Here is a 12,492-nt window from a genome sequence, read left to right as displayed (position 1 = left end):
CGATGATCGCCGTGCGCGCCGGCTGTCCGATCGACGTGGGTCGGCTCGGCGCGCAGCGGCGTCAGGTGTCGCAACGTGACGCTGGGCCCCGGATGATGATCCGGGGCCAGCGTGTCAACCGGTGATTCGGTCGTCCGATCGGTCAACTGATCGCCTTGACCGCGGTCGCGACCTTGGTCCGCAGTTCGGTCGGCAACGGGGCGTAGCCGAACTGCTCGAACGAGGTCTGGGTCTGCTCAGATGCCATGTAGCCGAGGAAGTCCTTGATCAACGCAGTCTTGTCGGCGTCCATGCCCTTGCTGCACACGATTTCGTACGTCACCAGCAGCAGCGGGTAGGCACCGGCTTCGGTGTCAGCGTACTTCAGCTGCAGCTTCAGGTCGTTGCCGTCGCCGATCACCTCGGCGTCGCCCACCGCCTTGGCGACGTTTTCGGCGGTCAGCTCGACCGGCCCGTTTCCGTTGTCCAGCTGGGCCATCGCCAGCTTGCTGTTCTTGGCGTAGCTCCACTCGACGTAGGAGATGCTGTTCTTGGTCGAGCCGATCGCCTGCGCGATGCCGGAGGACTTGTTCTTGCCCTCGCCGACGCCGCCCCAGCTCTTCGACGGCTCCTTGGTCCAGGCACCCTCGCCGGCCTGCTTGAGGAAGTTCTCCACATTCTGGGTGGTGCCGGACTCATCGGAGCGGAAGAAGACGGTGATGTTCTCGTCCGGCAGCTTGACCCCGGAGTTGAGGGCGGCGATCGCCGGGTCGGTCCACTTCTTGATCTTGCCGGTGAAGATCTCCGACGTCACCTTCGGCGTGAGCACGAGCTTGTCCACACCATCCAGGTTGTAGACCAGCGCCACCGGCCCGGCCACCATCGGCAGATTCCAAGCCGGGTTGCCGTTGCAGCGCTTTGCGGCGGCCGCCGCCTCCTCGTCGTCCAGAGCGGCATCGGAGCCGGCGAAGTCCACCAGACCGCCGGTGAAGTTCTCGATGCCGGCACCGGATCCGGTCGCGTTGTACTCGATGGTGGCCTTGTTGTTGCACTGTGAGCCGTAGGCCGAGATCGCCTGGCTGATCGCGTTGGCCTGGGCGGTCGAGCCCTCCGCGTTCAACTTGCCGGACGGGCAGGCCAGCGAGGCACCCGACGTGCCTGCCGTGCCGTTGGCGGCGCCGGTCGCCGCCGGGTTCGGATCGGAACCGCAGGCCGTCAGACCGAGTACGCCGACGGCCGCCACGGCTGCCACCTGCACCAGTCGCTTGGCCGGCTTGCCCGACCGATGCGCAACGGAAATCGTCACTGTTGTGAGCCCTTCGAACTGGGGTCGCCCCCGGGACATGGAACGCCGGAGCCGTCCGAGCGAGCCGAACAGATGTCCCCGACGCCAGCGAAGCTAGGCAGTCGACGTGACCGGATCGCTCAGTACAGATGAACATCGGGTTAACGCGTGTCTGCATCCTCACCGGCCGCTGGGTGGACACACATCACCCCGCCAAGGGTGGGTCCGGGTCGGCACGAAGCCGGAGTGGGCGAACGGCCGGGCAGCAGGGCAGGGCAAACGGTGCAGCTCAGTGCAACACGCTCTTGAGCACCACCAGGATCATCCCGAACAGGGCGGCGCCGACGACCTCGGCGGCCAGCCGCCAGCCGGTCGCCCGGGAGGCCCGGCCGACGAACCAGCCGAGCAGACCGAGCAGACCGACGGTCGTCCACAGAGCAAGGTCGACCGCGACCGAGGTGGACACTCCGAACAGGACCGCGACCACCACGACGAGCATGGCCGGCAGCCCACCGAGCAGGACGCTCGACTCGTGCCGGGTGGACTTGCGCAGATCCCGCAGGAAGGTCTCCATCGGATGCGCGAGCCGGGCCGACTCGACTCCGGTGAAGACATGGGCAAGGTAGTAGACGACCAACGTCACGCCCGCCGCCACCAGCACCCGGTAGGCCTGGGCCTCGTGCGACGAGGTCACCGCCAGCGCCGCGGCGGCGACGATTGCGCCGTAGATCAGCCCCGCGGAGTTGCGATACCGGTGAATGTCCAGGGCAGCATTTCGCCGGTGCGGGAGGTCGCCGGCGATGTCACGACTCCTGCTCGAGCCGCTGCCGGGCGACGGCGTTGGCGCGACGATCGTCGTCGGAGACGGTGGGCCAGCGCAGGTCCAGTCCTTCGACGGCATCAACGATGGTCGCGACCGTCAGCGCCTGCAGCACCTTCTTCTGATCGGCCGGAATCACGTGCCAGGGTGCCCACGGGGTGGAGGTGGCACCGATCGCGTCGTCGTAGGCCTGCAGGTAGTCGTCCCAGAGCGCTCGCTCGGCGACGTCGGCGGCGTTGAACTTCCACTGCTTGTCCGGGTTGTTCAGCCGGGCGAAGAAGCGTCGCCGCTGCTCGGCGCGGGACACGTGCAGGAAGAACTTCAGCACCACGGTGCCGTTGCGGGCCAGGTGATGTTCGAAGGCGTTGATGTCGTCGTAGCGTTCGGCCCAGAACGCCGGTCCACGATCGGTACGGGGGAGCCGCTGCCGCTGCAGCCATTCCGGATGCACCCGCAGCGCCACGACCTCCTCGTAGTGGGAGCGGTTGAAGATGCCGATCCGCCCGCGCTCGGGCAGCGCCCGGGCGGTCCGCCACAGGAAGGTGTGGTCGAGTTCCTCGTTGGACGGCTTCTTGAACGACACCACCTGCACGCCCTGCGGGTTGACCCCGGACATCACGTGCTTGATGGTCGAGTCCTTGCCGGCCGCGTCCATCGCCTGGAAGACCAGCAACAGCGCGTACGAATTGCTGGCCCACAGGAGCTCCTGGGCTTCGGCCAGGTCCCGGACGCCGAGCGTCAGGACGGAGCCGGCCCGAGTTTCCAGCTCCGTTGACGACAGTTGCTCGGCGTCCGCGCCGCCGGTCCACCGGGTGTGGCGACGGTCGAGTTCGGCGGGTGCTCCGGGCTGCACCACCAGGTCGGCGAGGATGCGGCTGCGTTGATCGGCAACGCTGGTCGTACTGGTCATGGCTGCTCCTGGTGAGCGGTGAAGCGGCGGACGAGGATCTTTCCGATCTCCGACAGGACGAGGTAGCCGACGACGGCGAGCAGGCAGACCACCCACTGCCGGCCGCTGAGCTGCACGGTGTCGAGGATGCGGTTCAGGATGCCCAGCCCGGTGGCCAGCAGCGTCAGCCCGGCGGCGGTGAGGACCAGCAGGTTGAAGCGGCCGTTGGCGATCGTGGCCCGGTTGAACACCGTACGAGTTGGGTCGCGCCACTCGATCGCGGCGACGATGTGCAGCAGCGACGCCGCGGTCAACCCCATCGTGGTTGCGACGGCTGCGCCGTACTCGTCCTCGGCCCAGGCGACCACCGCCAACGTGCCGATCGCGATCAGCAACCCGGCCACCGCCAGCCGTACCGCCAGGGCCGGCCGCACCACCGGCGCATCCGGCGGCCGCGGCCGACGTTGCATCAGCCCCGGCGCCTCCGCGTCGAAGCCGAGTCCGACCGCCAGCACGACGTCGATGGCGAAATTGATCCAGAGGATCTGCAGCGGCAGCAGCGGAGTGCCGTTGGCGATGTTGAAGATGCCGGCGCCGACGAAGGTGAGGATGAAGCCGGCCAGCAGGATCAACTGCACCCGGACGTACTTCATCAGGTTGTCGTAGAGCCCGCGTCCGCCCCGGACCGCGGTGACGATGGTGGCGAAGTTGTCGTCGGTCAAGATCATCTCGGCGGCGTCCTTGGTCACCTCGGTGCCGGTGATGCCCATCGCCACCCCGATGTCCGCCCGGGCCAGCGCCGGCGCGTCGTTGACGCCGTCGCCGGTCATCGCCACGATCTGACCGCGCCGCTTGAGCACGTCCACCAGCCGGACCTTGTCCTCCGGCGCCACCCGGGCCACCACGCCGATGTCGTCCACCTCGGCGAGAAGTTGATCATCGGGCAGGGCGGCGAATTCGGCCCCGGTCAGGGCTCGGCCCTCGATCCCGAGATGATGCGCGATCGCCTCCGCCGTGGTGGCATGGTCGCCGGTGATCATCCGCACCCGGATGCCGGCCTGCCGGCACAGTGCGATCGCGTCCTTGGCCTCCTTGCGCGGCGGATCGACGATCCCGATCAACGCGAGCAACTCCAAGTCCTGTACGACGCCGAGCAGCTGCGGGCCCGACGCGGGCAGCGCGGCCGGATCAAGATCACGACGGGCCACCGCCAGCACCCGCAGTCCGGCGCCGGCCATCCGATCGTTTTCGGCCGCCACCACGGCGCGGTCGCCATCGGTCATCGGCTGACTTGTCCCGTCGGCCCGTACCACTCGCGATGCCCTGCCCAGCAGCACATCCGGGGCACCCTTGACCAGGCAGCGGACCACCGAACCCGTGTCGAGGGGGAAGTCGTGAAAGGTTGCCATCAGCTTGTACTCGGCGTCGAACGGCACCTCGGCCAGCCGCGGGTACTGCCGCCGAGTCGCCTCGACATCCAGCCCGCCCTTGGCCGCCAGCACCACCAGCGCACCCTCGGTCGGATCGCCGATGCAGGCCTCGTCCCGGATCACCGCGTCGTTGGCGAGCGCCATCGGCAGCAGGAACGGCTCCAGCGGCCCTTCGCCGGTGCCGGCCACGTGCCGGATCCGGCCGGTGGTCGAGTAGCCCTCGCCGTCCACGCTGAAGCGGCGGCCGGCGATCACCAGCTCCCGTGCGGTCATCTGATTCAGCGTCAGCGTGCCGGTCTTGTCCGAGCAGATCGCCGAGGTCGAGCCGAGCGTCTCCACCGAGCGCAGCCGCTTGACGATCGCGCCCTGTCCGGCCAACTGCTGGGTGCCGGTGGACAGCAGCATCGTCACCACCGCCGGCAGCCCGGTCGGGATCGCGGCGATGGCCAGGCTGATCCCGATCAGGAAGAGGGAGTTGAAGTCCTCGCCGCGGACCAGGCCGAGGATCACGATCGCCGCCAGCGCAGCCGCCGCCATCAGGGTGATCGCCACGGTGAGCTGATCCAGCTGCTTGGTCAGCGGCGACTTCTCCTGCTCGACGCCGCTGAGCATGCCGGAGATGTGCCCGACCTCGGTGTCCATCCCGGTCGCGGTGACCACGATCTCCCCGCGCCCGCGGGTGACCTGCGAATTCATGTAGGCCATGTCGATCCGGTCGCCGAGGGCGACCTCGGACCCGAGGTCCGGCAGCCCGACCGGTTCGGTGATCTTGCCCGCCGGCGTACTCTCGCCGGTCAGCCCGGCCTCCTCGATCTCCAGCGTCGCCGCGACCAGGATCCGGCCGTCGGCCGGCACCTTGTCACCGGCCTCGAAGCCGACCACGTCACCGGGCACCAGCTCCTCGGCCGGGATCTTCACGATCTCGCCGCCCCGCCGGACGCCGGCGGTGATGATCAACATCTTCCGAAGGCTCTCCACGCTCTCGGCCGCCTTGCCCTCCTGGTGCAGGCCCATCAACGCGTTGAACACGGTCAACGCGAGCACGACGATGCCGGTGGAGAGGTCCTGCAGCGCAACGATGCTGACCACCGCGGCGCCCAGCAGCACCAGTTGCATCAGATCGCGGTACTGCCGGACGAAGGCCCGCCAGGCAGGTTCCTTCGGCTGTTCGGCCAGCTTGTTCGGACCGTACGTGCGACGGCGGGCCTCGACCTCGGTCGAGGTCAATCCGACAGACGGATCGACGCCGAGCCGTACGCAGACGTCCGGTCCCGACAGCAGATGCCATTCGGGCGAGCGGTCCTGCACCACCGGTGGTGCGGTCGTGTTGGTGGCCATGGTCCGAGGTTCGCGCCCGATCGGGTGGGTTGACACCACCCCACCTCGGGTGGTGCCGATCCACCCCGAAGCCGAGGACGCTGGCCGCATGTCTGTCGCAGATGCACCTGTCCTGTCCACCGAGCAACTCGTCGAGTTGGTCGACCTGTTGAAGGGAGTGGACAGTGTCGAACTCAAGCTGACCGTGCCGTCGTCGGCGCGGCGGGCCGCGGTGACCGCGCTGGGGATGGATCCGCTCGACGGTCAGTTGCGCCAGGTGGTCTTCTTCGACACCCCGGACCTGACCTTGAACAAACAGGGGTTGATCCTGCGGGCCCGCCGCGTCCAGGGCCGGGCCGGCGACTCGGTGGTCAAGCTCCGGCCGGTCGATCCGGCCGCGCTGCCGGCGAGCCTGCGCGCCGATCCGACCTACTCGGTGGAGGTCGACGTGCTGCCCGGCGGATTCATCTGCTCGGGTTCGATGAAGGTGCAGGTGTCCGACCATCACGTCAAGGAAGTGATAGCCGGGGACCGGCCGATCCGCGACCTCTACAACAAGCACCAGCGGGCGCTGATCACCGAAACCGTGGGCAGCGGCTGGCTGACCGGGCTCGACGTGCTCGGACCGATCAACGTGCTGAAACTCAAGTGGACGCCGGCCGGCTTGGACCAGCGGCTGGTGGCCGAGCTCTGGCTCTATCCGAACGGCACTCCGTTGCTGGAGCTGTCGACCAAGTGCGCGCCGGCCGACGCGTTCGCGGTGGCGGCCACGGCCAAGGCATTCCTGGCTTCGCACGGGGTCGATCTCGGGGCGCCGCAGCAGACCAAGACGCACACCGCACTGGAGATGTTCTCCGCGGAGTTGCGACAGAACGCGAGCGCGGACGCTCCGGCGGCAGTCTCCCACTGACGCCCACTTCGGACTCAGACCGCTTCTCCACTTCGGACTCAGACCGCTTCTACAGACCCAGGAGTCGGGCCTTGGCAGCGGCGAACTCGTCGTCGGAGAGCACTCCCGCGCTGTGCAGCGACGCCAGTCGCTCGATCTGTTCAGTGGTCGGATCGGCCGGCGGCAACGGCTGGGCGTACGGCTCCGGTTGCTGGGCGTCCTGCTCTGGCGGCTGGGCATACTGCTGGTTCGACGGGCCGTACGGGTCGGCGGGCTGACCGTACGCGGCCTGCGCCTCCTGGTTCTGCCAACGCCGGGCCTGCCGTCGGGAGACTCGGTTCGAGACGGCTGTGGCCGTCCCGGCCACCACCGCGGTCCGGGCGATTCCGCCGAGGAGTCCCATCACGCACCCCCGGAACCGACGGCCTGCTTGGCTTCCTGGGCTTCGATCACGTCCGCCGGCACCCGGGCCTGATCGACGACCTCTCCGCCGGCGTCCCGGACCGCCCGGATGAAGGGAATCAGCCACCGATTCTCCACCGCCAGGATCGCGGCCGAGTTGCCCGGCTCCAGTCCGGGTGCCACTTCCTCGGCGTCCTCGCTGTCCAGCAGGCCGCCGGCCGATCGGCCGGTGATGCTCAGGAAGCTCGGTTGCAGGTCGGGACCGAGCCCTTCAAGAGTGACGGTGCCGACGGAGCCGTCGGTGTCCTTGTAGACCAACAACAGGTCGATCACCCGGATCACGTCCGCGACCACGAGATCACGCAGCGCGGGGATGATGTCGCCGGTGAACCTGTTGCCGGGGAAGTTCAGCACCACCACATCGACCGGTCCACGATTTCCGTTCTCGCCCATCTCAGGCTCCTCCCGTTTGGTTACAGGCTGCAAGACGTACGGGTGGTCCTACCTCACCCCGAGCCGGGTGGTTCGCGACCACCCAAGCCGGCGCGATGATCACGGTGACTGGCCTCGCAACCTGCCCCTGCGGCAGAAAGGCGGCGCAATGACGGGCGCAGCAGATCAGCGACTGGGCATCGACCCGGACCTCGTTGAGTACATCGTCGTCACCACGCCCGATGCCGACCGGCTGACCGAGGTGGCGCGTGCGCTCGTCGCCGCGGTCGAACACGGCGCGATTCAGATCCTCGACGTGGTGGTGATCCTCTCCGAGCCCGGAGCGGCGCTGCGCCGAGTGGTGGAGATCGAGGACGCCGATCTGCTGCCCGAACTCGTGACGATGAAGCGGCCGTTCGGGACGTTGTTGAGCGACCACGACATCGAGCTGATCGGGGTGTCGTTGGAACCCGACGATACGGCGCTGCTGATCTTGGTCGAGACGAGATGGGCCGAGCCGCTGTCGCTCGCGGCTCGTCGGGTCGGCGGGAGGGTTGCCGGCGGGGAGCGCGTCTCTCACCGCCGGGTGGCCGGTGCGCTGGCCAGGATGGCGCGCGATGACGCGCTGGACAGTTGAACGATCCGATGGAGGCAATCCGATGCCGTACAAGGGGCGAAGATTGGGCAGGCCGAGCCCGGTACGCAGTCGGAATTCCGACCTGCTGACACGGTCGCTGCCGATCGATCGGACCTGGCCGATGGTCGCCAGCGTCGTGGTTGATCAGGTGGAGCAACTCCGGGAACTGGCCCGACTGGCCGACGAGGGAATGTTGTCGGCCGAGGAGTTGGAACGTCAGAGGCGGCGGGTGCTCAACGATTGAGGGTGTGCGGAGCCGGTCAGTGATCGGTCGGACCATTTGATCCGGCCGAAGGTCCTGGCCAGGTCGGCAGCCTCTGCCCGCGACCCGCAACCCAGCTTGCGATAGATCACCTTGAGGTGGAATTTCAGCGTGTTCACCGAGATGTAGAGCTCGTCGGCGATCTCCCGCAAGGTCAGCCGGCTCGGCAGCAGTCGCAGGACGTCCCGCTCTCGTTCGGTGAGCGACTCCACCAAGCCCGGCATGTCACGAGCCCGTTGCTCCAGATCCGGGGTTGCCGCCCGACGCAATCGATTGAGCCAGGTCCGCGGGGCCCGCCAGGCGGCACGTTCGATCAGGGCGACGGCCTGCGGGCCCTCCGAGGCGATGGTCTGCAGCAGTCCGTTCTGGGTTGCTAGCTCGACCGCGGCAACGACGTGCTCCAGCGACTCCTCCGACGACGTTGTCGCCCGGGCCAGCAACAGGCGGTGCAGGACGGAGTGGCGGACGCACCGAGGCGACAGCTCACCGAGCAGCCGGGCCGCCTGTGCCCGCTCACCCGACGCGATCAGGATGCGGGCCGAGGAGTACCCGGCCCAGAACGGATCGCCGATCCGCTCCGCCCAGGTCGACGCCTGCTCGGCATCCCCGGACGCGAGTGCCAGCAGGCTGCCGGCCCGGGCCAACCAGTCATGCGCACCAGGGCCGTCGAGCCGGTTGTGCATGAAGTCCTCTGCATCGTCGAACAGCGCCCAGGCCCGATCAAGATCACCGGCGTCCAGGTTGGCCAGGCTCAACTCGATCTTGGCCAGCAGCTTGGTGTACTCGGCCGGACCGACCGCGGTCTCGTCAAGCTCTTGCAGGAGCCTGATCGCGCGCGACCGATCGCCCAACTCGCGGCTGGCCACCGCATCGGCGATCGACGACTCGGCGCGCAGGATCGTCATGTTGTTGGAATCCGAGAGCCGCCGGATCCCGGCGCTCACCCTGAGCGCGTCCACCGGATGACCGGACAACGCCTCCCCGAGAGCGCGTGTCGCCTCGAAGGCGACCCGGCGCTCCGGGTCCAGGCTGAGCAGCTGCATCATCTCTCGCACCTCGGCGACGCTGTCGTCCCATCGCTCGCTCAGGGCGATCTCGCGGGCGACCATGTTCCAGCCGAACCGGCCGAGTCCGTCCTGCGGCCAGCGCGGACCCAACTCCGACAACGCGTGGCGTGCCTCCTGACCGCCCCGAAGCCAGTCGCCACGGACCGTGTGCGCGATCGCCGCCAGGATGTCGATCCGTGAGCGTTCGATCTCGCTGATGTCGCGTCGGGAAGGATCGGAAGCGTCCTCGGCCCACTGGATCAGCTGGTCGACCAAGGTCAGGAACTTCCGCCGGTCGACGAGAAGATGGCACCAGGCGTATCGGGTCATCGAGGTCAGGTCCGCGGTGGCGATCTCGATCGGGATCTGGGCCAGCGTGCCGGCGATCACCGACTCGCGCCCGCTGTCGTACAGGGCGGCGTTCTGGTCGGCGATCAGCCGGAGTGCTTCTCGCGGCCGGTCTCCCTTCAGCCAGTGCGTGAGCGCCATCGAGATCTCGTCGTGCTGCTCGAACCACCGGCCGGCCAGCCGGTGCAGCTCGTGAAGTCGTTCCGGCGACCGCCCCTCCAACTCGGCGGTCAGCAGGTCTGCGACCAGTCTGTGTACGGCGTACCAGCCGGGCGAGGAGAGCCGGGTGACGAACTGACCGTGCGCCTCCGCCCGGGCCAGGATCGCCGCAGCGTTGTCCCGACCGGTCAACGCGGTAGCCAGGCTCGCGTTGACCCGTTCGACGATCGACACCGCGACCAGCGTCTGCACCAACTCCGGGTCCTCACCTTCCAGGAGCTCGTGCCACAGGTAGTCGACATGCATGAGGAAGTCGTAGGGCTCGTCCTGCTGCGCGTCGGGCCTGGCAGCGCCCTCACGCCAGGCCAACGCGGCAAGTCGAATGCTCGCCGCCCAGCCGCCGGCCCGTCGTACCGCCGAGGCCATCTCCTCCTCCGGCATCGCGGGGGCGATCTTGGTGAGCATGTCCTTGGCCTCACCGTGGGAGAAACGCAACTCGGCGAAGTGCAGCTCGCGCAGCTGCCCTCGTACCCGAAGCCGGTCGACCGGCAGCCGGGCCTTCCGCCGCGAGGTCAACACGACCCGCAGCCACGGCGGCAGCGCCTGGACGAATGCGGCCAGCGACTCGGCGGTTTCCCGGGTGTCATCGACGAGGTGGACGTCCTCGATCACCAACACCGCAGGCTCGTGGTCTTCGCCGTACAGCTCGTTGAGCAGGTCCTGTACGACCTCGAAGTGTTCACCCGGGTGCCGGAGCAGTGCCAGCGCGCCGGAACCGTAGCCCGGTGCGATGCTGTCCAGGGCGGCGATGACGCCGGTCCAGAGCTGGACCGGATCTCGATCCGCGGTGTCCAGTGACAGCCACGCGGTGGATCGGCTGTGTTCGGCGGCCCAACTCGACAGCAACGACGTCTTCCCCGAACCGGCCGGCGCGATCACCAGGGTCAGCGGTCCGGTCACCGCTTCATCGATGAGGACGTGCAGGCGTTGTCGCCGAACGAAACCGTTCGTCAACGCCGGCGGTTGCAGCTTCGCCCGGCTGATGGTGGTTGCTACCGGATCACTGTCCACGATCGAGCTCTCGTGTGTCTCGGAAAGCCACCCGGCCGACGTGACTGCGGGCCGAACATGACGCCGGGCCCAGGTGGCTTCGGGTCGAACGTGGCCCATGCCGACCCCAACTCAGGCTAAGACGCTCGGCGACGACGGCGAAGCGGTTCGGCAAACCACCCGGAAATGGGTGACTTTGGTCCACCCTTTCCACGGTCAGGATGGTCGGCGAAGGAGGTCGAGATGAACTTCACTTTTTGGGACCTGAGGTGGTCGATGCTGGCCCTTCACGCTGTTCTTCGTCTGGATCTGGCTGATGATCATGGTCTTCGCCGACATCTTCCGCAGCCATGATCTCTCCGGTTGGGCCAAGGCACTGTGGACCATCTTCATCGTCGTGCTGTCCTACCTCGGGGTGCTGGTCTATCTGATCGCGCGGGGTCGCAAGATCAGTGAGCATGCCCAGCACCGAGCGCTCGAACAGGAGCAGCAGAGCCGCGCGTACATCCGGACGGTGGCCGGCTCCGACGGAGCGGTCGGTGAGATCGAGAAGTTGGCGGCTACGTGACGCGGGCACGATCACCGAGGAAGAATTCCAACAGGGCAAGGCCAAAGTCCTCAGCTGATCAGGCCAGCGGGCGGTGGGTCTCGACGGCGTGCACCGCTCCGGTGTCGGTCAGGTGCACCACCACGCATTCGGCGGTGGAGACCGCGCGCTCGGGCAGTTCGAGCGCGGCGAACATCGTCGGCAGCACCGGCCGATGTCCGCAGACCGCGATCGGCCGGTGCTCGACCACGGCTCGCTCGGCGATCCGGCGCATGGTGGCCGCCACCGCGTCCGGATCGGCGCTGCCCTCGGCCTCACTGAGGATCGGCAACTGCTCGGACTTGATCTTGTGCGCCAAGGCGTACGGCTGAACTGTCGCTGCGCAACGTCGCCAGGGCGAGGTGACCAACTCCTGCACCCCGTAGGCCGACAGCAACGGAGCGAGCCGCCGGGCCTGCACCCGGCCGCGGGCCCGCAGCGGCCGGTCGGCCTCGGTGCCGTCCCAGTCCTTGCGGTTGATCGCCTTGGCGTGCCGGACCACGATCAGCGGTGTGGTGTACGGCTGGTTCGCGGCCTGCTCGACCACCGAACGATCCTGCGCGTAGCTCAGTCGTGCCGCCGCCTCTGCCATACCGCACCAGCGGACCTCGTCGACCTCGGGCAGGCCGTCCTTGGAGATGTTGATCTTGACCTGGCCGTCGGTGGGTCCGATCGCGTCCGCCCGCCACCAGGCGACGATCTTCTCCGCGGACTCCGACAGCAGATGGCTGGTGCGATCCAGCGGGGACAGCAGCCGGATCCAGGACGAGGCCTCCTCGGCGACCTCGCGGACCGCGCCCTCGGGAAACGTCTCGAACGGTTCCAGCTTTCCCTTGGGCAGTGTCCAATCGTCGTAGCGCGGCCGGTGGATGATCAACACCTCACGGCCGTGGGGACCGTCCCGAAGCACGGCCGCGCCGGCTGCCTGGATGATCTTCACTCGGTCTCCTCGGTGTTGATC

At 68.0% G+C, this 12,492-nt stretch carries 12 protein-coding genes; 4 read left to right on the top strand and 8 right to left on the bottom strand.

Annotated features, from left to right (window positions below):
• Positions 1–142: 142 nt before the first annotated feature.
• The 4 genes from pstS to FOE78_RS22145 form a co-directional block, all read right to left on the bottom strand.
• Positions 143–1,285 carry a phosphate ABC transporter substrate-binding protein PstS gene (pstS, locus tag FOE78_RS22160; protein ID WP_407662599.1) on the bottom strand — a complete coding sequence of 381 codons (1,143 nt, stop codon included), beginning with the start codon at positions 1,283–1,285 and terminating at the stop codon, positions 143–145.
• 268 nt (positions 1,286–1,553) lie between these two features.
• The gene (locus tag FOE78_RS22155; protein WP_143988188.1) at positions 1,554–1,958 is read right to left on the bottom strand and encodes a hypothetical protein; all 405 of its coding nucleotides are present in this window, start codon (positions 1,956–1,958) and stop codon (positions 1,554–1,556) included.
• A gap of 109 nt (positions 1,959–2,067) precedes the next feature.
• On the bottom strand, positions 2,068–2,994 hold the full coding sequence (locus FOE78_RS22150; protein WP_143988187.1) for a PPK2 family polyphosphate kinase: 927 nt from the start codon (positions 2,992–2,994) through the stop codon (positions 2,068–2,070).
• Positions 2,991–5,741, bottom strand: a complete 2,751-nt coding sequence (locus FOE78_RS22145) for a cation-translocating P-type ATPase (RefSeq protein WP_143988186.1) — start codon at positions 5,739–5,741, stop codon at positions 2,991–2,993. The genes FOE78_RS22150 and FOE78_RS22145 overlap by 4 nt, the downstream gene beginning before the upstream one ends.
• A gap of 88 nt (positions 5,742–5,829) precedes the next feature.
• Between FOE78_RS22145 and FOE78_RS22140 the strand changes: the two genes are divergently transcribed.
• Positions 5,830–6,630, top strand: a complete 801-nt coding sequence (locus tag FOE78_RS22140) for a CYTH domain-containing protein (RefSeq protein WP_143988185.1) — start codon at positions 5,830–5,832, stop codon at positions 6,628–6,630.
• Between the two features lie 49 nt (positions 6,631–6,679).
• Here the strand turns inward: FOE78_RS22140 and FOE78_RS22135 are convergent, their stop codons facing one another.
• Together FOE78_RS22135 and FOE78_RS22130 are read right to left on the bottom strand one after the other, a co-directional pair.
• The gene (locus tag FOE78_RS22135; protein ID WP_210414714.1) at positions 6,680–7,012 is read right to left on the bottom strand and encodes an SHOCT domain-containing protein; all 333 of its coding nucleotides are present in this window, start codon (positions 7,010–7,012) and stop codon (positions 6,680–6,682) included.
• Positions 7,012–7,464 carry a DUF6325 family protein gene (locus FOE78_RS22130; protein ID WP_143988183.1) on the bottom strand — a complete coding sequence of 151 codons (453 nt, stop codon included), beginning with the start codon at positions 7,462–7,464 and terminating at the stop codon, positions 7,012–7,014. Before FOE78_RS22130 ends, FOE78_RS22135 begins: the two co-directional genes overlap by 1 nt.
• A gap of 148 nt (positions 7,465–7,612) precedes the next feature.
• Between FOE78_RS22130 and FOE78_RS22125 the strand changes: the two genes are divergently transcribed.
• Positions 7,613–8,080: a hypothetical protein gene (locus tag FOE78_RS22125; protein WP_143988182.1), complete on the top strand. Its 468-nt coding sequence runs from the start codon at positions 7,613–7,615 to the stop codon at positions 8,078–8,080.
• A 43-nt stretch (positions 8,081–8,123) separates the two neighbouring features.
• On the top strand, positions 8,124–8,324 hold the full coding sequence (locus FOE78_RS22120; RefSeq protein ID WP_143988181.1) for an SHOCT domain-containing protein: 201 nt from the start codon (positions 8,124–8,126) through the stop codon (positions 8,322–8,324).
• On the opposite strand, the gene FOE78_RS22115 is transcribed toward FOE78_RS22120, so the two are convergent.
• Positions 8,297–10,966, bottom strand: coding sequence for a LuxR C-terminal-related transcriptional regulator (locus tag FOE78_RS22115; RefSeq protein WP_143988180.1), 2,670 nt, complete (start codon positions 10,964–10,966; stop codon positions 8,297–8,299). The genes FOE78_RS22120 and FOE78_RS22115 overlap by 28 nt on opposite strands.
• Before the next feature lie 295 nt (positions 10,967–11,261).
• Here FOE78_RS22115 and FOE78_RS22110 point away from each other — a divergent pair, with 295 nt between their 5' ends.
• Entirely contained in the window at positions 11,262–11,513 is a 252-nt protein-coding gene (locus FOE78_RS22110; protein WP_210414713.1) for a PLDc N-terminal domain-containing protein, read from the top strand.
• A gap of 58 nt (positions 11,514–11,571) precedes the next feature.
• Here FOE78_RS22110 and FOE78_RS22105 read toward each other — a convergent pair whose 3' ends face one another.
• Positions 11,572–12,471 carry an NUDIX hydrolase gene (locus FOE78_RS22105; protein WP_143988179.1) on the bottom strand — a complete coding sequence of 300 codons (900 nt, stop codon included), beginning with the start codon at positions 12,469–12,471 and terminating at the stop codon, positions 11,572–11,574.
• Positions 12,472–12,492 lie beyond the last annotated feature (21 nt).

Source organism: Microlunatus elymi (genome assembly GCF_007362775.1).
GTDB classification, from domain to species: Bacteria; Actinomycetota; Actinomycetes; order Propionibacteriales; family Propionibacteriaceae; genus Microlunatus; species Microlunatus elymi.
This window is presented reverse-complemented; position numbering and strand designations above follow the sequence as displayed.